The 22,845-nt window shown below is 64.6% G+C and carries 19 protein-coding genes and 1 pseudogene; 14 read left to right on the top strand and 6 right to left on the bottom strand.

Features of this window, described 5'->3' with window-relative positions; genetic code table 11:
- Positions 1 to 17: 17 nt before the first annotated feature.
- On the bottom strand, positions 18 to 1,067 hold the full coding sequence (locus tag RS897_RS33330; RefSeq protein ID WP_315832925.1) for an Ldh family oxidoreductase: 1,050 nt from the start codon (positions 1,065 to 1,067) through the stop codon (positions 18 to 20).
- 144 nt (positions 1,068 to 1,211) lie between these two features.
- On the opposite strand from RS897_RS33330, the gene RS897_RS33325 reads away from it, so the two are divergent.
- The 3 genes from RS897_RS33325 to RS897_RS33315 are packed head-to-tail and all read left to right on the top strand — an operon-like array spanning position 1,212 to position 3,563.
- Positions 1,212 to 1,889, top strand: coding sequence for a GntR family transcriptional regulator (locus tag RS897_RS33325; protein WP_315832924.1), 678 nt, complete (start codon positions 1,212 to 1,214; stop codon positions 1,887 to 1,889).
- A complete protein-coding gene (locus RS897_RS33320) occupies positions 1,879 to 2,793 on the top strand; it encodes an amidohydrolase family protein (protein ID WP_315832923.1) in 915 nt (304 codons plus the stop codon). The genes RS897_RS33325 and RS897_RS33320 overlap by 11 nt, the downstream gene beginning before the upstream one ends.
- On the top strand, positions 2,790 to 3,563 hold the full coding sequence (locus RS897_RS33315; RefSeq protein WP_315832922.1) for an MBL fold metallo-hydrolase: 774 nt from the start codon (positions 2,790 to 2,792) through the stop codon (positions 3,561 to 3,563). Before RS897_RS33320 ends, RS897_RS33315 begins: the two co-directional genes overlap by 4 nt.
- Before the next feature lie 822 nt (positions 3,564 to 4,385).
- Here RS897_RS33315 and RS897_RS33310 read toward each other — a convergent pair.
- Positions 4,386 to 5,354, bottom strand: a complete 969-nt coding sequence (locus tag RS897_RS33310; RefSeq protein ID WP_315832921.1) for a LysR family transcriptional regulator — start codon at positions 5,352 to 5,354, stop codon at positions 4,386 to 4,388.
- A 108-nt stretch (positions 5,355 to 5,462) separates the two neighbouring features.
- On the opposite strand from RS897_RS33310, the gene RS897_RS33305 reads away from it, so the two are divergent.
- From RS897_RS33305 to RS897_RS33295, 3 genes are all read left to right on the top strand, one after another.
- Entirely contained in the window at positions 5,463 to 6,806 is a 1,344-nt protein-coding gene (locus tag RS897_RS33305; RefSeq protein ID WP_315832920.1) for a cation:dicarboxylate symporter family transporter, read from the top strand.
- A gap of 7 nt (positions 6,807 to 6,813) precedes the next feature.
- Entirely contained in the window at positions 6,814 to 7,872 is a 1,059-nt protein-coding gene (locus tag RS897_RS33300; RefSeq protein ID WP_315832919.1) for a PdxA family dehydrogenase, read from the top strand.
- Positions 7,873 to 8,072: 200 nt separating this feature from the next.
- Positions 8,073 to 9,551: an MmgE/PrpD family protein gene (locus RS897_RS33295; RefSeq protein ID WP_315832918.1), complete on the top strand. Its 1,479-nt coding sequence runs from the start codon at positions 8,073 to 8,075 to the stop codon at positions 9,549 to 9,551.
- A 268-nt stretch (positions 9,552 to 9,819) separates the two neighbouring features.
- Here the strand turns inward: RS897_RS33295 and RS897_RS33290 are convergent, their stop codons facing one another.
- The 3 genes from RS897_RS33290 to RS897_RS33280 all read right to left on the bottom strand — a co-directional run bounded on the left by RS897_RS33290 (position 9,820) and on the right by RS897_RS33280 (position 12,886).
- Positions 9,820 to 10,923: an alpha/beta hydrolase gene (locus tag RS897_RS33290; RefSeq protein WP_315838825.1), complete on the bottom strand. Its 1,104-nt coding sequence runs from the start codon at positions 10,921 to 10,923 to the stop codon at positions 9,820 to 9,822.
- Positions 10,924 to 10,964: 41 nt separating this feature from the next.
- Complete coding sequence (locus tag RS897_RS33285; protein WP_315832917.1) at positions 10,965 to 11,240, bottom strand: iron oxidase; 276 nt, start codon at positions 11,238 to 11,240, stop codon at positions 10,965 to 10,967.
- 206 nt (positions 11,241 to 11,446) lie between these two features.
- Complete coding sequence (locus tag RS897_RS33280) at positions 11,447 to 12,886, bottom strand: protein adenylyltransferase SelO (protein ID WP_315832916.1); 1,440 nt, start codon at positions 12,884 to 12,886, stop codon at positions 11,447 to 11,449.
- Between the two features lie 204 nt (positions 12,887 to 13,090).
- Here RS897_RS33280 and iaaH point away from each other — a divergent pair, with 204 nt between their 5' ends.
- The gene (iaaH, locus tag RS897_RS33275; RefSeq protein ID WP_315832915.1) at positions 13,091 to 14,503 is read left to right on the top strand and encodes an indoleacetamide hydrolase; all 1,413 of its coding nucleotides are present in this window, start codon (positions 13,091 to 13,093) and stop codon (positions 14,501 to 14,503) included.
- Here iaaH and RS897_RS33270 read toward each other — a convergent pair.
- Positions 14,500 to 15,426, bottom strand: coding sequence for a LysR family transcriptional regulator (locus tag RS897_RS33270; RefSeq protein ID WP_315832914.1), 927 nt, complete (start codon positions 15,424 to 15,426; stop codon positions 14,500 to 14,502). The genes iaaH and RS897_RS33270 overlap by 4 nt on opposite strands.
- A 94-nt stretch (positions 15,427 to 15,520) precedes the next feature.
- Here RS897_RS33270 and RS897_RS33265 point away from each other — a divergent pair.
- The 7 genes and pseudogenes from RS897_RS33265 to RS897_RS33235 all read left to right on the top strand — a co-directional run bounded on the left by RS897_RS33265 (position 15,521) and on the right by RS897_RS33235 (position 22,825).
- Positions 15,521 to 16,311: pseudogene (locus tag RS897_RS33265) on the top strand (NAD(P)H-dependent oxidoreductase).
- 146 nt (positions 16,312 to 16,457) lie between these two features.
- The gene (locus RS897_RS33260; protein ID WP_315832913.1) at positions 16,458 to 17,363 is read left to right on the top strand and encodes an amino acid ABC transporter substrate-binding protein; all 906 of its coding nucleotides are present in this window, start codon (positions 16,458 to 16,460) and stop codon (positions 17,361 to 17,363) included.
- A gap of 267 nt (positions 17,364 to 17,630) precedes the next feature.
- A complete protein-coding gene (locus tag RS897_RS33255; RefSeq protein ID WP_315832912.1) occupies positions 17,631 to 18,515 on the top strand; it encodes a helix-turn-helix domain-containing protein in 885 nt (294 codons plus the stop codon).
- Between the two features lie 165 nt (positions 18,516 to 18,680).
- Positions 18,681 to 19,757, top strand: a complete 1,077-nt coding sequence (locus RS897_RS33250) for an ABC transporter substrate-binding protein (protein ID WP_315832911.1) — start codon at positions 18,681 to 18,683, stop codon at positions 19,755 to 19,757.
- A gap of 207 nt (positions 19,758 to 19,964) precedes the next feature.
- Entirely contained in the window at positions 19,965 to 20,789 is an 825-nt protein-coding gene (locus RS897_RS33245; RefSeq protein ID WP_315832910.1) for an ATP-binding cassette domain-containing protein, read from the top strand.
- On the top strand, positions 20,786 to 22,042 hold the full coding sequence (locus tag RS897_RS33240) for a sugar ABC transporter permease (protein WP_315832909.1): 1,257 nt from the start codon (positions 20,786 to 20,788) through the stop codon (positions 22,040 to 22,042). The genes RS897_RS33245 and RS897_RS33240 overlap by 4 nt, the downstream gene beginning before the upstream one ends.
- Before the next feature lie 54 nt (positions 22,043 to 22,096).
- The gene (locus tag RS897_RS33235; RefSeq protein WP_315832908.1) at positions 22,097 to 22,825 is read left to right on the top strand and encodes an SDR family oxidoreductase; all 729 of its coding nucleotides are present in this window, start codon (positions 22,097 to 22,099) and stop codon (positions 22,823 to 22,825) included.
- Positions 22,826 to 22,845 lie beyond the last annotated feature (20 nt).

Raw genomic sequence — 22,845 nt, 5'->3', positions numbered from 1 at the left:
TGCTTCTCAGAGAGTGATCAGAGGGACGGGGTGAGGCCGGCTTGCGTCGCTTCGGTGCGAAGCATGTCGAGGTCGGCCGGAGGAATATTGAGGCCGTCGCGGCGGCGCTTTTCCGCCATGCGTTCCTCGGGTTCGCCGGGCATCAGGATCTCGTCATAGCCGGCGGCACGCGGTGTGGCCTTGGCGCGCGAGACCAGCGCGTCCATGCGCGCACTATAGCTCTGGTCGGGTGCGAACAGGTCCGGCTTCAGCGCCAGGATGAAATGGCCGACATTCTGCGGCGTTTCGAAATCCTTGTACTGGTTGCCGACCTCGCCGCCGAACGCCGCACCCGACATCACGCCGGCGAACGCTTCCATCATCAACGACAGCCCCGAGCCCTTCGGTCCGCCCACCGGCAGCACGATGCCGCGATAGCCGGCCTCTGCGTCGGTGGTCGGCTGGCCCTGTGGATCAAGCGCCCAGCCCAGCGGGATCGGCTCGCCGCGCTCCGCCGCGCGCCTGATCTTGCCGCGCGCCGCCACCGCCGTTGCCATGTCCAGCAGCAGCGGCGTGGGGCCGGGGGCCGCCATGGCGAACGGGCTGGTGCCGAGAAACGCCGTGCGGCCGCCCCAGATCGGCATTGCAGGCGAGGCATTGGTCAGCACCATCGCCGCCATGCCCTCGGCCAGCGCTTGCCGCAGATAACAGGCCGCCATGCCGAAATGATTGCTGTTCGAGGCGTAGACGACACCGACGCCAAATTGTTTGGCGCGTGCGATCGCCTCGCTCATGGCGCGCGTCGCCACCAGAAAGCCCATGCCGTTGCCGCCGTCGAGCCGCGCCACCACCGGCGTCGGACACGTCAGCACCATCTCCGGCCGCGGCGCCACCAGCTTTTCGCACAGCCGTCGCGTGTAGATCGGGATGCGGTTGATGCCGTGCGACGACACGTTGCGCAGATCCGCTTCGACCAGGCATTCGGCCACGCGCGCGGCATCGGTCTCGGTGAGGCCGTGGGCGGCGAAGATCGCGGTGACGGCGTCACGAAGCGTCGCAACGGAAATGGGTTTGGTCGGCTCCGGCATGCTGTGTCTTCCCTTGGCGCTCTTTGACGCGCGCCCTGCGGTTCTTGATTTTTGTGTATAGTTGTATACAACGTCATTCAGCTAAATTCATTAACCCGCCCGCGTCAAGGTGCGGGCCGCAGGAATCTGTTCCGGAGGAGAGGCATGCCGTCCGAGGCCGACGCCAAACAGAGCGATACGTCGCTGAGCGTCCGCGCATATGAGACCATTTTCACCGACATCCAGATCGGGCGGCTGCGGCCGGGGACGCTGATCCGGGAGGTGGAGCTGACACTGTCGCTCGGCATGAGCCGCACGCCGGTGCGCGAGGCGCTGCAGCGGCTGCAGGCCGATGGCCTCATTGTCATGGAAGCCCAGCGCGGCGCGCGCATCGTCAAGCTGACGCGTCAGGAAATCACCGAGCTGTTCACCGCGCGGGAAATGGCCGAGGCGGACGCGGCCTCGCTGGCCGCGCGGTTTGCTGGCGATGCCGACATCAGCTTCATGCGCCAGCTCCATGCGCTGGAGGAGAAATCCCAGCGCGATCTCATCGCCGGCGTGGCCTATAATCAGCAGCTGCACCGCGCGATCCACGAGTGTTCGCGCAACCGCTATCTGATCGCGCATCTCAAAAACGTTACTGCGCTGCGGGCGCTGGCCGGCCACACCACACGGCGCAACGCCGGTCGCACCAAGGAGGCGCTCACCGAGCATCGCGCCATCATCGACGCCATCGAAAGCCGCGATGCTGACCTAGCCGAAACGCGCATGCGCGAACACATCCGCGCCTCGCACCGTTTCGTGCTGGCCGCCCAGATCGAGGAACAGCGGCATGGCGGCTGAGCGGCTGGCGCTCGGCGTCGTCCACTCCGATCCCGGCTTTGTCCTGCCGGCCGGCGCCTGCGATTGCCACGTCCATGTGTTCGATCCCGCGAGATTTCCGCTGGCGGCACGGCGCACCTATACGCCAGCGACGGCCACGGTAACGGATCTCACGCAGTTCCTCGATGCGTTGGGGTTAAGTCGCGTGGTGCTGGTGCAGCCGAGCCCCTATGGCACCGACAACGGCCTGCTGTTGTCCGCACTCGCCGAACTCGGGCCGCGTGCCCGCGGCGTCGCCGTGATCGACTGGAATTTCACCGCCGGCGACTTGCGGGGGATGCATGCGGCGGGAGTCCGCGGCGCCCGGCTCAATCTGGAAACTTATGGCGACGCCGATCCCGGCGTGATCGCAAAGCTTCTGATGCAGACCGCGGAGCAGGTCGGTGGCCTCGGCTGGCATATCCAGATCCATGCGCGATTGCCACTGGTGGCCGCGATCGCGCCGGTGCTGGCGCGGCTGCCGACGCTGGTGGTGCTCGATCATTTTGCCTATGCCGCGATCGATCTCAGCCGTGAACGCGAGGCGCGCGACGTCGTGCTGGGTCTCATGACCAGCGGCAAGGTGTATGTGAAACTGTCGGCGGCCCATCGCATCGGTGTGGCCGATGAGGGGGAAGGGGCCGCGCCACTCGTCCGTGCGTTGATCTCGGCCAATCCCGGCCGCGTGCTGTGGGGATCGGACTGGCCGCACACCGGCAGCGGCCCGCGGGCCCAGCGCGATCCGGCCCGCGTCGAGCCGTTTGAGCCGATCGACGACGGGGTGGCGTTGCATCGGCTGGCGCGCTGGACATCAGTGCCTGAACGCGAACAGATCCTGGTCGGCAATCCGGCTGATCTTTACGATTTTGCGGGGCCTTCACGATGAAGATGAGCATCGGCGGATACGACATCGACATTCTGATCCAGGGTTTTCCCGGCAAGTCGGTGTGCCATGGCGGGCTCGGCTGGAGCACCATTGCGCTGGTGCGCGGCCATGGCCGCGTCGCCGTGATCGACACCGGCAATTTCGGCATGCGCGGCCTGCTGATCGCGGGACTGGCCGAGCGCGGTGTCAAGCCGACCGACGTGACCGATGTCCTGCTGACCCATTCGCACTATGACCATGCGGTGAACTGGACGCTGTTCCGCCACGCCCGCATCGTGATCGGCGAGGTCGAACTGACCTGGGCGGTGGACGAGCCATGGGGTGAAACGCCGGTCGCCGAGCTCTATGCCAACGCGCTGCTGACCTGGCCGACCGCGGTCAAAGTCAAAGATGGCGAAGAAGTTCTTCCGGGGATCTCGGCCCATCTCGGACCAGGACACACACCGGGCTGCCTGATCTTCAAGGTCGCGGGCGGCGACAGCGACGTGATCTTCACCGGCGATGCTGCCAAGAACCGCGCCGAATTGATTTCCGGCGACACCGACATGACCTACGACGCCGCCGTCAGTCGCGCCACCATCGCTGCGATCTGGCGGATGTGGCGCGGGAAGCCCGGAACCATCGTGGTGCCCGGACATGACATTCCGATGCGGATCGATGGCGACGAGCCGCATTATCTCGGCACGCGCAAGGCCATGCTGACCGCCTGGTTCGGTCGCGACATGACCACGCTGACCAAGATCGATCTCACGGGCGGGACGCCAGTCTAGTGGGCTGAACGCGAAGTGGCCCTTTCAGGAACTTCGCGTTCATAAAGCAGACGTTGCGTCAGACCAGGAGAGCTCGCCTCGAGGATGCGAGTGGCACCGGCACATCCCTTGATTTTGCGCGGTCTCCGTGGTAACGTCACATGATGATCAACGTCGTGCGCATCGCGAACCGTAAACATATGACCCGCTCTCGCTGGGCCATGGACGGAGTCGCGCGCTAGGAATTCGACGACGCGATCTTTACCAGGCCCCGCCGGCATCGGACGGGGCCTTTTGTTTGGCCATGCTCCCTGTCGGCACAACAGCAGGAGCATCCGATGCCACCCCAACAGACAAACCTCACATCCGAGACCGGGCGCGATGCCGCAGGGCGCCGCGTCGACCTGGCTATCGCTGTGGTGAAAGACGCCACGGGCGATGCTTTGGCCCAGGCGTGCCCCGATGCCTCTATCGCAGTGCTAAGAGACGCTCTCTCGGAAAAGGAAGCGGTCGGACCACCAGTCGCATCGACGCGGAGCGTCTTGAGCTTGCTCCGGGGATATTGGCATGCGTTTCGAGAGCGGCGCCAACGCGGGAGGTTGCGAGTCGGTTTGCACGATCTGAGTGTCAGAGAGCTGATGGATATCGGCCTGACCCCCGGTGACATCGACCGCATCGTCGCTGGCCGAACGATTGAAAGGCTCAGGGATGGCCGGTGGTCTCGTGATATGATGTAGCTGATGGCAAGTCAGCAAGAGTAGCCCGCATGAGCGAAGCGATATGCGGGAGGTGCGCGACGATCAATCCCGGGTATCGCTTGCGCTCACCCGAGCTACCACGCTGTCATCGCGTCCGCGATGCTGCGCCAGGCGACGGCTTATCCTTCTCCAGTCTCTGCACCTCGCTCCAGAACGTCTCCGCGGCCGGGGTGAGGCGGGCGCGCGAGCGGAACAGGCTGATGCGGATGGCGATGTCCCAGTCTTCCGGTCCCGCGCGCAGCAGCCGTCCGCTGGCGAGATCCTCGTGCACCAGGCTGCGTGGCGCCCAGGTGATGCCACGGCCCTCGCGCGCCATGCCAGCCAGCAGCATGACCGGGGCCGCGAAGCTCGGGGTCAGCCAGCAGGGCGAGGCCTTGGCGGCCAGGAACGACGCGACGATCCGGCCGACGCCGGAGCCCGGATGATAGGCGAGATAAGGCAGCGGCGCCTTTGCCGAGCCGGGCAGCGTGTAGCGCGGCTCCCGCGGTTTGCGGCGGCTTCCGCGGGCCTGCGACCGCGGGGCGGGCGCACTGATCGGAATAAGCATGTCTGTTTCGAGGTCGACGCGCTGAAAGCGATCCACGTCCAGCCGGGTCGCCAGTGAGATGTCGTAATGTGCCAGCATGAAATGGACCTGCGCCTCGAGCAGCAGTTTTTCGCAACCGGCGAAGTTGGCCGCGACGAGCTGAACGGCGGCGCCGGCCCTCGCATTGTCGGCGCGCTGGATCCAGTTGGGGAAGAATGTCTGCGACAGGGAGTGCGTTGCCGCGAAGTGGATGGTTTCGGCCTTCAGCCGGGCGATCTCGCGCGCTTCGTCGCGTCCTGCCACCACACGCCGCAGCACGTCTTCCGCGACGGAGCGGAACGCATCGCCCGCGGGCGTCAGTGTCAGGGTATGCGAACTCCGTTCGAACAGCGGCGTTCCCAGCCAGTCCTCCAGCGCCTTGATCCGGCGGCTCAGCGCCGGCTGGGTGACATGGCGGCGCTCGGCGGCGCGCGAAAATCCGCCGTCTTCGGCGATGGCGAGGAAGTCCTCCAGCCAGATGAGGTCCATGATAACGTTTTGTCCTGAAATGATGCCAATACGGCATTAGCCCCGCGCGTGCCGCCGGTCCAATGTAAATCCGGCTTCAAGCCCCTGAATAAAATAGAGCCATCCTGCATGGCCGTCGTTTCGTGGGAGGATATCCAATTGCAGATCGCGCAGACGCAGCTCTATCCATCGGTTCCCACGCAGACCGCAGTGAAACGCCGCAAGCCGTTCTGGCGGGAGCAATATGTGCTGGTGGTGGCCGGCGCGGCCCTGGGCGCATTGGCGGGCGCCTTGTTTCCCGCGGTGGCGGTCGATTTCAAGCCGCTGGGCGATGTCTTCATTTCGCTGATCAAGATGACCATCACGCCACTGATCTTTGTGGTCGTGGTCACCGGCATCGCGCAGGTCGGCGACATGAAGGCGGTCGGCCGCATCGGCCTCAAGGCTTTCATTTATTTCGAGGCCGTCACCACGGCGTGCCTGCTGTTCAGCCTCGCCGTGGTGCACTGGGTGCAGCCGGGCGCAGGCGTCGCGCGTGCCACATCGCAACAGGCGGAGACGGTGGCGCGCTATTCGCAGGCGCACATGACGTCGCTGTCGGCCTATGTCCAGCACATGATCCCGGACAGTTTTGCCGGCGCCTTCGCCAGCGGTGATGTCCTGCAGGTGCTGGTGCTGGCGTTGCTCTGCGGTTTCGGCCTGCTGCTGCTCGGCGAGCGCGGTGTGCCGCTGCGCAACGGCCTGGAGCGGATCGGCGAACTGGTGTTCAAGGTGGTGCATATCGTGGTGATGCTGGCGCCGATCGGCGCGTTCGGCGCCATGGCCTTCACCGTGGCGAAGTTCGGCGTTGCGACCTTGTATGCGCTCGCCGTGCTGGTCGGCACCGCCTGGGTCATGATGCTGCTCTTCATCGTCGTGGGACTTGGGGTGCTGTGCCGCAGCATCGGCATTCGGCTGTCCGACCTGCTGCGGCTGCTGCGCACCGAGCTTTTGGTGGTGCTCGGCACCTCGTCGTCCGAGACGGCGATTCCCGGCATGATGGAGAAGCTGCCCAGGGCCGGCGTCGGCCAGGCCGTGGCCGGGCTGGTCATTCCCGCGGGCTATTCCTTCAACCTCGATGGCGTGGCGCTGACCCTGCCGCTGAGCACACTGTTCATCGCCCAGGTCTACGGGATCGAGATGACACTCGGGCAGCAGATCAGCGTCTTCGTCATCATGCTGTTCACCAGCAAGGGCGCGGCCGGGGTCACCGGCGGCGCCTTCGCCGCATTGGCCGCAACCGTCATTGCCGCAGGCCTTCCGGCGGAGGGGCTGGCGCTGTTGCTCGGCGTCGACCGTTTCATGTCGCTGGGCCGATCGATCACCAACACCATCGGCAATGCCGTGGCCGCCGTCGTTGTCGCCAAATGGGATGGCGAGTTCGATCCATCGGCCTGGACCCAATCAACCACACTCAGTTCAATCGCAAAGTGAGACCTGAATGAATACCGAAGACACCATGCTGCCGACCATCGCGCTCGTACCCGGCGATTGCACCGGCATCGGCCCGGAGCAGACCGCACGGATCCTGGCCGATGGCCATCTTGCTGATGTCGCCAACCTGGTCGTGGTCGGCGATGCGCGGGTGCTGGAGATGGGCATGGCCCATGCCGGCGTGCAGTTGAAAGTCGAACGCATCGCGTCACCGGGCGAAGCCTCCTGGCAGAGCGGCGCCGTGCAACTGGTCGATCTCGCCAACACCGATCCGGAGCTTTTCCCGATCGGCAAGGCCAGTGCCGAATCCGGCCGGCTCACCGGCGAGACGCTGGCGCGCGCCATCGATTTCTCCAAAGCGGGGGAGGTCGACGCCATCACCTTTGCGCCGCTGAACAAGCGCGCCATGTTCGACGGCGGCTGGAAATTCCCCGACGAGCACAAGATGTTTGCCAACCTGCTCGGCCACCAGGGCTACTTCTCCGAGATGAATGTGCTGGACGGCCAGTGGATGTCGCGGGTCACCGGGCACCAGTCGCTGCGCACGGCGCTCGACGGCATCAATCCGGAGAGCATCACCGATGCCATCGAACTGGCGGACAGGATGATGCGCAACGCAGGCATCGCGCAGCCGCGCATCGCGGTCGCCGCGCTCAATCCGCATGCCGGGGAGAACGGCCTGTTCGGCCGCGACGAGATCGAGATGATCCGCCCGACCGTCGAAGCCGCGGCCAGGACCGGCATCGCCTGCAGCGGGCCTTTCCCGGCGGACACAGTCTATATCCGCGCGTTTGCCGGCGAGTTCGACAGCGTAGTCGCGATGTATCACGACCAGGGCCAGATCGCGACCAAGCTGCGCGGCTTCAACCGCGGCGTCACGGTAACGGCCGGGCTGGACACCGTGTTCACCACCCCGTCCCATGGCACCGCGTTCGACATCGTCGGCAAGGGCGTGGCCAAGACCGGCGCGATCGAAAGCGCGGTACGGCTGGCGGCGCAACTGGCCGCAGTGAAAAGCAACGCCGGAGCCGAATCCCGCCCGCAAAGCGCCGCGGTCTCGGCGTAGATGGCTTATGTTGAATCAACTCCGTCATCCTGAGGTGCGAGCTCTGCGGTGCATGCACCGCAGAGCGAGCCTCGAAGGATGCACGGCCAAATGTATCTAAGGAAGCGGCCGTCGTCCTTCGAGGGCCGCGCTACGCGCGACCACCTCAGGATGACGGATTACTTTGATCGAACCATATCTTATCTTGCTGGGAGAATACCATGTCGACTGATCGCAGAACTCTGCTGCAGGCCGCCGCCGCGCTGCCGCTTGTGACCGCCGCCGGAACCATTGCGTCGAGCCAGCAGGCCGTCGCGCAGGCGCCGAAAGCGGCTGTCACCCTCGCCAGCGCAGCGCCGGCCAAGGACGTCACGCGCACCCTTGCGCATTATCTCGTCACCGCGAAATACGACGACCTTCCGGCCGAGGTTCGCAAGGAGGGCGTGCGCACGCTGCTGAACTGGGTCGGTGTCGCCATCGGCGGCTCGCATCACCAGACGGTCGATATCGCGGTTGCGGCGCTGACGCCGTTCTCCGGTCCGGCACAGGCCTCGCTGTTCGGGCGCCGCGAGCGGTTTGACATCATGAATGCGGCTTTCCTCAACGGCGTCTCCAGCCATATCTTCGATTATGACGACACCCACCTGAAAACCATCATCCATCCCGCAGGTCCCGTGGCGTCCGCCATCATTGCGCTGTCCGAGATGCAGCCGGTGTCGGGCAAGGAGTTTCTCAACGCGCTGATCCTTGGCGTTGAGACCGAGTGCCGGATCGGCAATGCGGTCTATCCCAACCATTACGATGTCGGCTGGCACATCACCGGCACGGCCGGCGTGTTCGGATCGGCGGCCGCGGTCGGCAAGCTTTTGAACCTGAACGAGCAGCAGATGGTGTGGGCGCTGGGCCTCGCCGCGTCGCAGCCGGTGGGCCTGCGTGAATCCTTCGGCTCCATGAACAAGAGCTTCAATCCGGGCCGGGCCGCGAGCAGCGGCATCTTCGCGGCGATGCTGGCCTCGAAGAACTTCACCTCGTCGGACGGCATGATCGAAGCCAAACGCGGCTGGGCCAACACCATCAGTACCAAGCAGGATTACAACGAAATCCTCGGCGATCTCGGCAAGCGCTACGAGGCCGCGCTCAACACCTACAAGCCGTTCGCCTGCGGGATCGTGATGCATCCGGCGATCGATGCCGCGATCCAGCTGCGCAATGAAAACAAACTCACCGCCGATCTGGTCGACCATATCGACCTCAAGGTGCATCCGCTGGTGCTGGAATTGACCGGCAAGAAGACGCCGCGCGAAGGCCTCGAAGGCAAGTTCAGCATCTATCACGCGGTCGCTGTCGCTCTTGTCGAAGGCGCGGGCGGCGAGAAACAATTCAGCGATCGCGCCGTCACCGACCCCACCATTGTCGCTTTGCGCGGCAAGGTGGTGCCGGTGATCACCCCCGGCATCGATCCGGCGCAGGTCGATATGACGATCGTGCTCAAGGACGGCCGTCAGCTCAACCGCCGCATCGAGCATGCCATCGGCAGCGTGGAGAAGCCGATGACCGACAAGCAACTGGAAACCAAGTTCAGCGATCTGGCCGAAGGCATCATTCCGGCTCCGGCGATTCGCCGGGTGATGGACGCCTGCTGGAATGTCGAAAACTTGCCCAGCGCCGCTGAAATCGCCAAGATGTCGGTGTCGACTTGAGGCTGCCAAATCCTGCTGCGTCATATGCAGACTTAGCTCCTCATCCTGAGGAGCCCGCGCAGCGGGCGTCTCGAAGGACGAGGCCACCAAGGCCGCAATTCCGGGCCTCATGGTTCGAGACGCGCGTGCCGCGCTCCTCACCATGAGGAGATGTGATGTAGCGAGTTGCCCGGATGAACGAAGTGACATCCGCTGATTAGCTGCTTCGAATCCCGGTGTCGCTGCGTTCACTCGGGCTACGGTTCACTCGCGGCACCGTTCACCCCGCTCATTTCCCAAGACACCGATCGAAGAATTGCGCGATGTCGGTGAATACCTCGCGGGATTCCGGCGTGTTGACGTCCTGGTATTGGGCGTGGCTCATGCCCTCATAGACATTGAGATCGGCGATGACGCCGGCGCGCCGCAGCTTGCGGTGGGTGCGCACGGTGTTGGAGAGGAACAGGTCGCGCGTGCCTGAGGTCAGGATGGTCGGGGGAAAGCCCGCGAAGTCGCCGTAGATCGGCGAGATGGTGGGATCCTTGAGATCGTGTCCGTTGGCGTAGAGCTTGGCCGCGCGTCCGAGCCAGCCGTCCCAGGTGACCAGGATGTTGTCGACCCATTCATTGATCTTGTAGGTGTCGCCGATGCGGTCGATGTCCGACCATGGTGTGCCCGGCGCGATCGCGGCCGGCAGCGGCAGCTTTTCATCCCTGGCGCGCAGCACCATGGCGAGTGTCATGGCGCCGCCGGTCGAGGTGCCGAAGATCGCCATGTTCTGCGGCTTTGCCATCTTCACCGCCTCCTTCCACACCGCCATGGCGTCGTCCATCGCCGCGGGGTAGGGCGCGTCTGGCGGCATGCGGTAGTCGACGGAGATCACCTTGAAGCCGCCGAAGCCGGCCATCAGCACCGCTTCGAGCGTTCCGGATTCACCGGGCGCGAACACATAACCGCCGCCATGCACGTGGACCAAGAGCCGGTTCTGGTTGATCGGCGGGATCGATTTGGGGGTGACGATGTAGACCTTGACGCCTCCGATGGTCGACGGCTCGACGGTCACGCCGAGTTTTTCTTTCACGGCCGGCAGCGCCGTCATGATCAGTTGTGCGCGCTGGTTGATCAGCGTCTTCCACTCGTCCGCGGTCTTGGGGTCGGCGTTGAAATGCGGCGGATAGGGCGCCTTGATCAGGGCCTGCAATTGCGGGCTGACATCGGCCGATGGTGCGGGGCTCACTTGCGCCGGCGAGGATCGGTCTCCCGCCGTCGCGTTCGCTGCCGCCTGGCTTGCCGCCTTCGCAGCATAGTCCTGCGCTGACGTCAGCTGCTCGGCAGCCACCGGCAGAATAAGGCTTCCGCTCAAGGCCAGTGACAGTACGCATGTTCGCAGCATATCTTTTGGCACTGTTTCTCTCCCGATTGTATTTTGATTGATTAATCCGCGAGCGCGAACACCTTGCACCAGCCGTATTTGCTGACCTCTCCCTCGACCACCTTGCAGGATTTCGGCGGCTCGAACAGCGTGCACATGGCGCAGCTATAGATACCTTGCGGCTTATCCTGATATTCGGCCTGCTGCAGGGTCATCTTGTCGGCGGCGTGGGCTTGCGAGATCCGGGCCAGAAGCCCCGCCGAGATTCCCTGCAAGATCCCTTGAACGACCATGCGCATCAGGTGGCGCCGCGTCCTGTCTGATCGTTGATCGACCATGTGTTGTTCTCCGGTGGCTGATGGGCTCAGCACCGGACATTCTATCCACTCATCATGTCGTTCTGAAAGGGTGGCTGGAGATCAACCCTGGCGGTTCCAGCTCACCTTGGTCTCACGTGTAGCAGCAAGTAGCCCGGATGAGCGAAGCGATATCCGGGACGCGACGATTATCCCGGGTGTCGCTTCGCTCACCCGGGCTACGCATCTTACGTCCCGCAGAAGGTCTGCAGCACCCGCTGTTCGGGCTGCGGCGGCTCGGCGTAGGCAGCGAACTCCGGCTGGTCGTCATAGGGACGTGCCAGCACCGTGCCCAGCGTCTCGAACGGCGCGAAGTCGCCTTGCGTCGCGGCCACGATCGCGGCCTCGATCCGGTGGTTGCGCGGGATGAAGGCCGGATTGACTTTTCGCAATGCGGCACCGTCGCCGCTGCGGCGGGACTGCCATTTGCCAAGCCAGGCATCGAGGCCGGCGGGTTCAGTGAACAGGGCACGCAATTCGCCAGCGTCGCCCTCGGCGGCGTCGCACAGACGCCGGAAGGCGAGGGTGAAATCCACCTCATGTTCGGCCAGCAGCTGCAGGAATTCGCCGACCAGGTCGTCGTCGCCGTCATGGCCAGCCAGTCCGAGCTTCGCGCGCATGCCCGCGGTGTAGGCTGCGTCGAACGCCGGAGAGAACTCGCTGAGGATTTCCTTCGCGATCTCGATGGCCGTGGGTTGATCCGGATCGAACAGCTGTAACAGGCATTCTGCCAGCCGCGTCAGGTTCCACAGCGCGATGCCCGGCTGGTTGGCATAGGCATAGCGGCCGTTCTGGTCGATGGAGGAGAACACGGTGGCCGGATTGTAGGCATCCATGAACGCGCAGGGGCCGTAGTCGATGGTCTCGCCGGCGATCGACATGTTGTCGGTGTTCATCACGCCATGGATGAAGCCGATGTGCATCCAGCGCGCCACCAGCGCCGCCTGCCGCGCGATCACGCGTGCCAGCAGTGCGCGGGCGGGATGAGGATCGGTGGCCGCGTCCGGGTAGTGCCGGGCAATCACATGATCAACAAGATGGCGGAGCGCGTCGGTGTCCTCGCGCGCGGCGAAAAACTGGAAGGTGCCGATCCGGATATGGCTCGCGGCCACCCGTGTCAGCACGGCGCCGGGCAGCATGGTCTCGCGCTGCACGCGATCGCCGGTGAGCACCGCCGCAAGCGCGCGCGTGGTTGGAACGCCGAGCGCGGCCATCGCCTCGCTGACGATGTATTCCCTGAGCACCGGACCCAGTGCCGCGCGGCCGTCGCCGCGCCGGGAGAACGGCGTGGGCCCCGCGCCCTTCAACTGCAGGTCGCGGCGCTGGCCGTCGCGATCGACCACCTCGCCGAGCAGGATGGCGCGGCCGTCGCCGAGCTGCGGCACGAAGTGTCCGAACTGGTGGCCCGCATAGGCGGTCGCGATGGGATCGGCGCCGTCTGGAACGCTCTGTCCGGCCAGGAAAGCAACGCCCTCCGGCGACGCCAGCCAGTCGGCGTCCAGCCGCAATTGTTCCGCCAGCGCCCGGTTGATCTTGATCAGCCTGGGCGCTGCGACCGGCGTCGGCGCCACGCGGGCGAAAAAGCGGTCGGGCAGGGTGGCGTAGCTGTTGTCGAACTGGATCTGCATGACACCTCGGATCGCGATTGCTCCGGATATAGTCGTCGGCGGGATCAGCGGCAATGCTGAGCGCGGCATGTCTCCGTTGAGCCAACCCGCCTCGCGAGGCTGGACCGGCTTTTGCATCGCTCGATGGAACATTTGTCATTGGTGGGATGAGAACCGGATGGCTAAGCTCATCGCCTGGAATCCTTTGAATTTGAGGTTGTCGCGATGAAAGCGTTGCATGAGCTGGGTGTCGTGGAGGCCGCGGCCGCCATTCGCGCGGGCGAGATCACGGCGGAGCAACTCTGCGCGGCACTGCTGAGCCGCACCGAGGCGCACGCCGGCCTCAACGCCTTCTGTGCCCTGGACGCCAACCAGGTGCTGGAGGCGGCGCGCGAGGCCGATTGTGCGCGCGGGTCCGGCAAGCGCCTGCCGCCGCTCCATGGCGTGCCCATTGCGCTGAAGGACAACATCAACACGAAGGCGTTGCCGACAGCAGCCGGCACGCCGGCACTGCGTCGTCACCGCCCCGCGCAGAATGCCCCGGTGGCGCAGGCCTTGTTCGACGCTGGCGCGCTGCTGTTCGGCAAGGTCGGCATGCATGAGCTTGCCTTCGGCATCACCTCCAACAACACGGCCACCGGCGCGATCCATAATCCTTACGATCCCTCCCGGATTCCCGGCGGCTCGAGCGGCGGCTCCGGCGCGGCCGTCGGCGCGCGACTGGCGCCGGCCAGCATCGGCAGCGATACCGGCGGCTCGGTGCGGGTGCCGTCGTCGTTTTGCGGGGTCTGGGGATTCCGGCCGACCGTCCATCGCTGGCCGCAGGCCGGCATCGTGCCGATCTCGGCGACCCGCGACACCGCCGGGCCGCTCGCGCGCAATGTCGCCGATCTCGTGGCGCTCGACGGCGCCGTCACCGGACAGCCGATGGACGTGCCGGTTCGGCCGCTCACCACGGTGCGCATCGGTATTCCCCGCGGCCATTTCTGGGACGACATCGACGACGAGACGGGCCGTCTCTGCGACACGGCGCTGGCCATGCTCAGGGAGGCCGGCGCCATATTGATTGAAGCCGATGTGCCCGACGTGAAGGCGCTCGACGAATCCTGCGGCTTCAGTGTCGCGCTCTACGAGATCGCGCGGGACCTCGATCGCTATCTGCAGGGCGAGGGCCTCGCCCTGCGCTTCGCCGATGTGGTGGCGGAGACGGCGAGCCCGGATGTCAAAGGCATTCTTGGCGGCGTGCTCGATCCCGCGACAGCCATTTCCGAGCAAGTTTACCGGGAGGCCCGCGACCAGCAGCGCGCCCGGTTGCAGCAGGCCTATCGCAGCTATTTCGCCGCACACAATGTCGATGTCATTGCCTTTCCGACCACGCCATTGCCGGCGCCCCCGATCGGGCAGGACGACACCATCATGCTGAATGGCCGCGCCGTGCCGACATTCCCCACCATCGTGCGCAACACTGGTCCCGGCAGCAATGCCGGCATCCCCGGGATCAGCACGCCGGCCGGATTGACGCGCACCGGCCTTCCGGTCGGGCTCGCACTGGATGCGCCCGCGGACCGCGACCGCGATCTGCTGGCGATCGCATTGGCAGTGGAGGCCGTGCTGCCGCCGCTGCCGGTGCCGCGCTAACGCCGCGGTGTCACGATCCCCGGGATGCCGCCGATTTCTTCAGCGAGAAAGTCGAGCAGCAGCCGGACCCGGGCAATGCCCGCGCGCTCGGGAACGATCAGCAGGCTCAGCGGCACGGGCGGTAGTGAATACTCCCGCAGGATCCGCACCAGCCGGCCGTCCGCCAGCAGGTCGTCGACCAGCCAGTGATGGGTCGGTCCGAGACCACGCCCGGCGACAAAGGCGGCGCGTGCAGCGAGTCCATGGTCGACCCGCAGCCGTCCGCCGAAGGACACGGTATGCTGTTCGCCGTCTGGCCCTCGCAGCGCGAGCACATCGCTGCCCGCCACGTTGGACATCCGCACGCCCTCGTGCGCGGACAAGTCCTGTGCAACGGCCGGAGTCCCGTGGGCCGCCAGATAATCCGGCGCGGCCACCATCAGGCGCTGGCTCTGTCCCAGCACGCGCAGCTTCATCGAGCTGTCGGTCAGCGGACCCAGGCGCAGCGCGACATCGACGCCTTCGCGGATGAGATCGACGCGCTCGTCGGTGAGGCTGAGATCGATCCCGATGTCGGGATGGCGATCCTGAAACGCGAAAATGAGCCGGCTGAGATGCAGCACGCCGAACGCCGCCGTGCAGGAAATCCGGATCGTGCCGGCGGGTGCGCCGCGCGCGCCTCGCGCCTCGTCGCCGGCCTGCTCGACCAGGCGCAGGATCTGGACGCTGTTGGCGTAATAGCGGCTGCCTTCATCGGTCATGGTCACGCGCCGGGTGGTTCGGCTGAGCAGGGGTACGCCGACGGCCTCTTCGAGTTCGCGCAGATGCCGTGTGACCGTCGACTGGCCCAGGCCGAGCTCGCGGGCGACCGCCGACAGGCTGCCGCGCTCAGCGACCCGGACGAAGGTCCGCATGCGTTCGAAGGTGACGTCTGATTTATCCATTATTCGGCACGATCTTATGTATTACCTGCATATAGTGGATTGCTCAGATATTGGCTACCTCAGGGGCTGACCTGCCAGAAAGGATCGCAGCCCCATGAAAGTCCTGCTTGTTTTTGCCCATCCCGAACCGCGCTCGCTGAACGGCGCGCTCCGTGACGTCGCCATTGCCGAGCTCAGGGCCACGAGGTGCAGGTATCGGACCTCTATGCCCAGGGCTGGAAATCCGAGGTCGACCGCGCCGACTTCCCGGTGCTGGCGTCGGACGCCCGCTTCAAGCCGGCCGCGGCCTCGGGTGAAGCCTTCGCCGCCAAGGCGCTGACCGACGATGTCCGGGCCGAGCAGGACAAGCTGCTGTGGGCCGATGTCCTGATCCTTCAGTTTCCGCTGTGGTGGTTCACCATGCCGGCGATCCTCAAGGGCTGGGTTGATCGCGTCTACGCCTACGGGTTTGCCTATGGCGTCGGCGAGCACAGCGACACGCGTTGGGGCGATCGTTACGGCGAGGGCACGCTTTCGGGCAAACGCGCGATGCTGCTGGTCACCGCCGGCGGCTGGGAGGAGCACTATTCCGCACGCGGCATCAATGGGCCGATCGACGACCTGTTGTTCCCGATCAATCACGGCATCCTGTTCTATCCGGGCTACGACGTGCTGCCGCCATTCGTGGCCTACCGCGTCGATCGGCTCGATGAGGCCGCCTTCGCGCCAGTGGCTGAACAGTTGCGCGAACGGATGCGGACGCTCGCGACCACGCCGCCGATTCCGTATCGCCGGCAGAACGACGGCGATTACCTGATCCCGAGCATGCAGCTGCGCCCCGCGCTGAGCGTTCCCGATGCGAGCGGGTTTGCGCTTCATGTGAACGGCGCTGATATGGCGAGGTGACCAATGTCGCGGCATGCGCGCTCAATCTCTGTGCGATTGCCCACCGCGATCCTTGCTAGCAGCTATAGCGGATTTGTCATTGAACCGAGGTCATGCGGATGCTCCATTCCATCTCTGCGCGGCTGACGCGCTGGAGGAGTGAACTGATGCGCTTTCTGAAGTCCCTGCTTGTGGTCGCGTTGCTTGGAAGTCCGGCGGCGGCCGAAGAGCTCTCCGGCACGCTGCAGAAGGTCAAGGAGGCCAACCGGATTGCGCTTGGATTCCAGGAGGCGTCGATTCCGTTCAGCTATCTCGATGGCGATCAGAAGCCGGTCGGCTATTCGCTGGACGTCTGTCTGACAATCGTGGACGCGGTGAAGCAGAAGCTCGGCCTGGCCGATCTCAATGTCGAGTTCGTGCCGGTGATCTCGTCGACACGGATTCCGCTGCTGGCGAACGGCACCGTCGATCTCGTCTGCGGCTCGGCCACCAACAATGCGGAGCGCCAGCGCCTGGTCGCCTACACCAACACCCATTTCCTGTCGGCGACCCGTTTCGCCGCCAAGAAGACGCAGCACATCACCACCATCGCCGATCTCAAGGGCAAGCCGGTGGTGGCCGTGTCAGGCTCGACCAATCTGCTGCAGCTCAGCCGCGTCAACACCGAGAAAAATCTCGGCATCACGATCCTGCCGGCCAAGGATCAGCTCGAAGCGTTCCTGATGCTGGAGACCGATCGCGTCGTCGCCTATGTGATGGACGATATCCAGCTGTCGGTGGCGATCGCGCGCTCCAAGGCACCGGCCGATTACATGATCGGCGACGAGACCTTCTCGAAGGCGGAGCCGTTCGGCATCATGCTGCGCAAGGACGATGCGCCGTTCAAGACGCTTGTCGATCAGGCCACCGCAACGCTGTATCGCAGCCCGCGCATCGAGGCGATGTACGGCAAATGGTTCACCTCGCCGGTGCCGCCGAACGGCGTCAATTTCAACACGCCGATGGCGGACGTGCTGCGCAAGGCCCTGGCCCATCCGTCGGATAGCCCGGATCCGGCCAGCTACGAGCACTGAGGCCAGGGTCATCGTAATGCCGATCAATGGGGCCGCGCGTTGCGTGGCCCCATTTGCTTGGAATGGCCGATATCGGGCCGGGGGCTGATGTCTTCCCCGATCCCTGGCCTTGTTCCCGTCAAAAAAGTATCATTGTTGGTCCGGAAATGTGGTGGCGCTCGTTCGCGTCGATCACCTAGGTTTGAGACCAAGTCAGAGCCGGGAAAAATCGGCCATTTGGGGAGCAAGGTCGTCGCGGGTGCCCGTGACCGATCGGGAGGAGGCGAGATGGAGCCGGATCTTGAAGTGGTCCAGATAAGGCCGGGGGAGTCGTTTGCCGCCTGGTCGCATGGCTATCCCTTCCGTACCGTGCGCTGGCATTTCCATCCCGAATATGAGCTGCACCGGGTCGAGGCAACCACCGGTCGTTATTTTGTCGGCGACTTCATCGGCGAATTCGAACCGGGCAACCTGGTGCTGACCGGGCCCAACCTGCCGCACAACTGGGTCAGCGATGTGCCAGTGGGCTCCAGCATTCCGCTGCGCTGCCGCATCATCCAGTTCAGTGAAGACTTCATCGGCGGCACCATGAAGGCGTTGCCGGAGCTCGCTGCTTTGGCGGGTGTGCTGGAATCCTCCCGCCGCGGTGTGTTGTTCAGCGAGGCAACCAGCCGCCTGGTGTCGCCACTGATGGAAGAGATGATGCAGGCGAGGGGCGTGCGCCGCATCGAGCTGTTCATGCTGATCGCGGGTCATTTAAGCCGGGCGCAGGGATCGCACATGCTGGCCAGCGCCAGCTATCTGCCCGATCCCTCCGGCTACATGTCCGCAGGCATCAACAAGGCGCTGGCCTATATCCGCAAGCATTTGACCGAGCCGTTCGGCGAGGCCGATCTCGCCGGCATCGCCGGCCAGTCGACATCGGCGTTTTCCCGCGCGTTCCGCCAGCATACCGGCATGTCGCTGGTGCAATACGTGAAGCGTCTCCGTATCAATCTGGCCTGCCAGATCCTGATGAGCGACGAGCAGGCCTCCATCGCCAACATCTGTTTCGAAGTCGGCTACAACAATCTCTCGAACTTCAACAGGCAATTCCTGGCCGAAAAAGGGATGACACCGTCCCAGTTTCGGCGGCTGTTGCTCGACAACATTGACGGAGCCAGAGCGGCCTAGACAGACGCCGCTGGGAACGCAGAGGCGTTAGAGAGGACAGACATCATCGAACAAGCATAACGGCGTGGATCTGCTTCGGCAGATCGGCGAAGGAAGACTTTTGTTCCGCATTCAAGGCAGCCAAAAGCGAGCTGTCCTTTGATAATTGCTCAAGGGAGAAACCAAATGACACGACCCTCGTTGAATTCGATTGGTTTGGCGGCGCTGGCACTGTCGTTACTGAGTGGGACCTCGGTCTTCGCCCAAGGGGCTGGAGCCACGGTCGCTTTTCTGATGCCGGACCAGGCCTCGACGCGTTATGAAGAGCACGATCACCCGGGCTTTGTGGCCGAGATGAGCAAGCTGTGCCCGACCTGCAAGGTGCTCTACCAGAACGCCGACGCCAATGCGTCGCGCCAGCAGCAGCAGTTCAATTCCGTGATCTCGCAGGGCGCCAAGGTCATTGTCATCGATCCCGTCGACTCCACGGCCGCGGCATCGCTGGTCAAGCAGGCCCAGGGGCAGGGCGTGAAGGTCATCGCCTACGACCGTCCGATCCCGTCCACGCCGGCCGATTTCTACGTGTCCTTCGACAACAAGGCGATCGGCAAGGCCATTGCCAAGTCGCTGGTCGATCATCTCAAGGCGAAGAACATTCCGACCGCTGATGTCGGCGTGCTGGAGATCAACGGTTCGCCCACCGATGCCGCCGCCGGCCTGATCCGGGATGGCATCCATGAGGGGCTTGCCGAGGGCGGCTACAAGACGCTGGCCGAATACGACACCCCGGACTGGGCGCCACCAAAGGCGCAGCAATGGGCCAGCGGCCAAATCACCCGGTTCGGCAAGAAGATCGTCGGCGTTGTGGCCGCCAATGACGGCACCGGCGGCGCGGCCGTCGCAGCCCTCAAGGCGGCGGGTGTCAATCCGGTCCCGCCGGTCACCGGCAACGATGCGACCATCGCAGGCCTGCAGTTGACCATTGCGGGCGACCAGTACAACACCATCAACAAGCCCAGCGAGATCGTGGCCGCGGCGGCGGCGAATGTCGCCGTCCAGCTGCTGGCGGGGAAGGCGCCCAAGGCCGAGACCACGCTGTTCAATACGCCCTCGCAGCTGTTCACGCCGACGCTGATCACGGCGGACAATCTCAAGGCGGAGATCATCGACAAGAAGATCAACGGCAAGCCGATCCAGACGGCTGCAGCACTCTGCGGCGGCCGTTATGCCGAAGGCTGCAAGAAGCTCGGTATCATCAAGTAGTCGGATGAGTGCGCGACGATATAACATCGGTCAAATGTGATCCGTCACCCTGAGGTGGCCGTGCGAAGCGCGGCCCTCGAAGGGCGACGGCCCCAGCGGCAACTCCGAGGCCGTCCATCCTTCGAGGCTCACCCTGCGGTGCAAGTGCACCGCAGGGCTCACACCTCAGGATGACGGGTTGGATGTCTCAAAGATCAGGAACGCTCCATGACTGCCGACTCCACATTCCGATCCGCCGCAGAGTCCGAACTGGTCCTCAGCCTGCGCGGCGTCTCGAAGAATTTCGGCGCAGTCTCGGCTTTGACCGACATCGATCTGGATGTTCATGCCGGCGAGGTCGTCGCCCTGGTCGGCGACAACGGCGCCGGCAAGTCGACTTTGGTGAAGATCCTCGCGGGCGTGCATCAGCCGAGTTCGGGTGCGATCTCATTCTGCGGCCAGCCTGTCACCCTCGACGACCCGTCCGCGTCGCTCAAGCTCGGCATAGCCACCGTGTTCCAGGATCTCGCGCTGTGCGAAAACCTCGACGTGGTCGCCAACATCTTCCTCGGGCGCGAGCTCAATCCGCTGCGGCTGGATGAAGTGGCGATGGAGCTCAAGGCCTGGACGCTGCTCAACGAGCTGTCGGCGCGCATCCCCAGCGTCCGCGAGCCGGTGGCGTCGCTCTCCGGCGGCCAGCGCCAGACCGTGGCGATCGCGCGCTCGCTGCTGCTGGAGCCGAAGCTGATTCTGCTCGACGAGCCGACGGCCGCGCTCGGCGTGGCGCAGACCGCCGAGGTGCTGGACCTGATCGAGCGTGTGCGCGATCGCGGTCTCGCTGTGGTGATGATCAGCCACAACATGGAAGACGTCCGCGCGGTGGCCGATCGGGTCGTGGTGCTGCGGCTCGGGCGCAACAACGGCATCTTCCATCCCGACGCCTCCAACCAGGAACTGGTCAGCGCCATCACCGGCGCCTCCAACAATGCCGTGTCGCGCCGCGCCCAGCGGCGGCAAGGTTCACATGATCAGGTCGGGGAGCAACGGCCGTGAGTCGCGAGAGGGATCCCATCACCACGCCTGTGCAGCTGGATCGCGCCGACGAACGTGTCCGGCATGACGTGGGTCTGACCGGAGCCGTGCGCGGCTTTCTCGATTGTGTCCGCTCCGGCGATCTCGGATCGCTGCCGGTGGTGGTCGGTCTCGCCATTATCTGGACCGCGTTCCAGAGCCTCAATCCAATTTTCCTGTCCAGCAACAACCTGGTCAATCTGCTGTTCGACTGCTCGACCGTGGGCGTGATCGCGCTCGGCATCGTCTGCATCCTGATGGTTGGCGAGATCGATCTCTCCGTCGGCTCGGTCAGCGGCTTTGCCTCCGCGGTGGTCGGCGTGCTCTGGGTCAATTGGGGATGGCCGGCCTGGCTTGCGATCCCGGCGGCGCTGCTGCTCGGTGCAGCCGTCGGTCTGCTCTATGCGCTGCTGTTCAATCGTTTCGGGATGCCGAGCTTTGTCTCGACGCTCGCGGGCCTGCTCGCGGTGCTCGGCTTGCAGCTTTATTTGCTGGGGTCGACCGGATCGATCAATCTGCCCTATGGCTCGCCGGTGGTGGATTTCGGTCAGACCTCGGTGATGCCCCACGTGGTCGCCTACGGCCTTGCCGCACTGGCCGGCATCGTGACCTTCGTGACCGGCGTGCGCACCGCGGCCCGGCGAAAACACGCGGGTCTGTCCGCGCGATCATCAGGCAGCCTGCTGGCGCGTGCGATCACGATGATCGTCGTGCTCGAACTCGTCGTGTTCTATCTCAACCAGGATCGCGGCGTGCCCTGGATGTTCGGGCTGTTCGTCGGCCTTGTCATCGCCATGAACTATGCGCTGGTGCGGACCAAATGGGGACGGGCGATGAATGCCGTCGGCGGCAATCGCGAGGCGGCGCGCCGCGCCGGCATCGATGTGCGTCGAACCTACATGTCGGCCTTCGTGCTGTGTTCGACATTGGCCGCGGCCGGCGGCATCCTCTCGGCGGCGCGGCTGGCGTCGGCCAGTCAGCAGGCCGGCACCGGCGACGTCAATCTCAATGCCATCGCCGCCGCCGTGATCGGCGGCACCAGTCTGTTTGGCGGTCGCGGCAATGCCTATTCGGCGTTGCTCGGGATCATCGTCATCCAGTCGATCGCCAGCGGCCTGACCCTGCTCGATCTGTCGTCCTCGCTCCGCTACATGATCACCGGCGCCGTGCTTGCGGTTGCCGTCATCGTGGACTCGCTGGCGCGCCGCTCGCGTGTCTCTCACGGCAGGGCTTGATAAAGAGCGGCCCGAAAACCATCCAAAGCAACATGAACGTGAAATGGGAATGTTATGGCTCTGACGTTATCCGGAAAAGTCGCTGCGATCACGGGCGCGGCCTCGGGCATTGGTCTTGAATGCAGCAGGATCCTGCTGGAGCAGGGTGTGCGTGTCGTGCTGATCGATCGCGATGAGGCCGCGTTGAACTTTGCCTGCGCCAAACTCGGTTCCAACGCGATCCCGCTGGTGATCGATCTGACCGATCCCGCCAGCGTCGGCCGGATGATGCGGGGAATTTTGGAGCGCACCGGCCAGCTCGACATCTTCCATGCCAATGCCGGATCCTACATCGGCGGCGAAATCCTGGATGGCGATCCCGATGCCTGGGACCGCATGCTGAACCTCAACATCAACGCCATGTTCCGTTCCGTGCATGCCGTGCTGCCGCACATGGTGGAACGCAAAACCGGTGACATCATCGTCACCAGTTCGATCGCAGGCCTCGTGCCGGTGGTCTGGGAGCCGATCTACACCGCCTCCAAGCATGCGGTTCAGGCCTTCGTTCACACCGTCCGGCGTCAAGTTGCCAGGCATGGGGTGCGGGTCGGGGCCGTGGCGCCGGGCCCTGTGGTCACCGCTTTGATCAAGGACTGGCCCAAGGCGAAGCTCGATGAGGAACTTGCGGCCGGCGGGCTGATGCAGCCCGTCGAGGTGGCCGAGGCTGTGCTGTTCATGCTGACACGTCCCCGGAACATCACCATCCGCGACCTCGTCATCCTGCCGCAGAGCAATGATTTGTAAGACGGCGCTTGCCGCTCTAC

Origin of the sequence: Bradyrhizobium prioriisuperbiae, assembly GCF_032397745.1 — a bacterium.
GTDB classification, from domain to species: domain Bacteria; phylum Pseudomonadota; class Alphaproteobacteria; order Rhizobiales; family Xanthobacteraceae; genus Bradyrhizobium_A; species Bradyrhizobium_A prioriisuperbiae.
Note: the sequence above shows the minus strand (reverse complement) of the source record. Positions and strands in the feature narration are given on the sequence as shown.

Coding starts and splice junctions, on each gene's coding strand:
- RS897_RS33330 (WP_315832925.1), bottom strand. CDS start 1,067: ATGCCGGAGCCGACCAAACCCATTTCCGTTGCGACGCTTCGTGACGCC.
- RS897_RS33325 (WP_315832924.1), top strand. CDS start 1,212: ATGCCGTCCGAGGCCGACGCCAAACAGAGCGATACGTCGCTGAGCGTC.
- RS897_RS33320 (WP_315832923.1), top strand. CDS start 1,879: ATGGCGGCTGAGCGGCTGGCGCTCGGCGTCGTCCACTCCGATCCCGGC.
- RS897_RS33315 (WP_315832922.1), top strand. CDS start 2,790: ATGAAGATGAGCATCGGCGGATACGACATCGACATTCTGATCCAGGGT.
- RS897_RS33310 (WP_315832921.1), bottom strand. CDS start 5,354: ATGGACCTCATCTGGCTGGAGGACTTCCTCGCCATCGCCGAAGACGGC.
- RS897_RS33305 (WP_315832920.1), top strand. CDS start 5,463: ATGGCCGTCGTTTCGTGGGAGGATATCCAATTGCAGATCGCGCAGACG.
- RS897_RS33300 (WP_315832919.1), top strand. CDS start 6,814: ATGAATACCGAAGACACCATGCTGCCGACCATCGCGCTCGTACCCGGC.
- RS897_RS33295 (WP_315832918.1), top strand. CDS start 8,073: ATGTCGACTGATCGCAGAACTCTGCTGCAGGCCGCCGCCGCGCTGCCG.
- RS897_RS33290 (WP_315838825.1), bottom strand. CDS start 10,923: ATGCTGCGAACATGCGTACTGTCACTGGCCTTGAGCGGAAGCCTTATT.
- RS897_RS33285 (WP_315832917.1), bottom strand. CDS start 11,240: ATGGTCGATCAACGATCAGACAGGACGCGGCGCCACCTGATGCGCATG.
- RS897_RS33280 (WP_315832916.1), bottom strand. CDS start 12,886: ATGCAGATCCAGTTCGACAACAGCTACGCCACCCTGCCCGACCGCTTT.
- iaaH (WP_315832915.1), top strand. CDS start 13,091: ATGAAAGCGTTGCATGAGCTGGGTGTCGTGGAGGCCGCGGCCGCCATT.
- RS897_RS33270 (WP_315832914.1), bottom strand. CDS start 15,426: ATGGATAAATCAGACGTCACCTTCGAACGCATGCGGACCTTCGTCCGG.
- RS897_RS33260 (WP_315832913.1), top strand. CDS start 16,458: ATGCGCTTTCTGAAGTCCCTGCTTGTGGTCGCGTTGCTTGGAAGTCCG.
- RS897_RS33255 (WP_315832912.1), top strand. CDS start 17,631: ATGGAGCCGGATCTTGAAGTGGTCCAGATAAGGCCGGGGGAGTCGTTT.
- RS897_RS33250 (WP_315832911.1), top strand. CDS start 18,681: ATGACACGACCCTCGTTGAATTCGATTGGTTTGGCGGCGCTGGCACTG.
- RS897_RS33245 (WP_315832910.1), top strand. CDS start 19,965: ATGACTGCCGACTCCACATTCCGATCCGCCGCAGAGTCCGAACTGGTC.
- RS897_RS33235 (WP_315832908.1), top strand. CDS start 22,097: ATGGCTCTGACGTTATCCGGAAAAGTCGCTGCGATCACGGGCGCGGCC.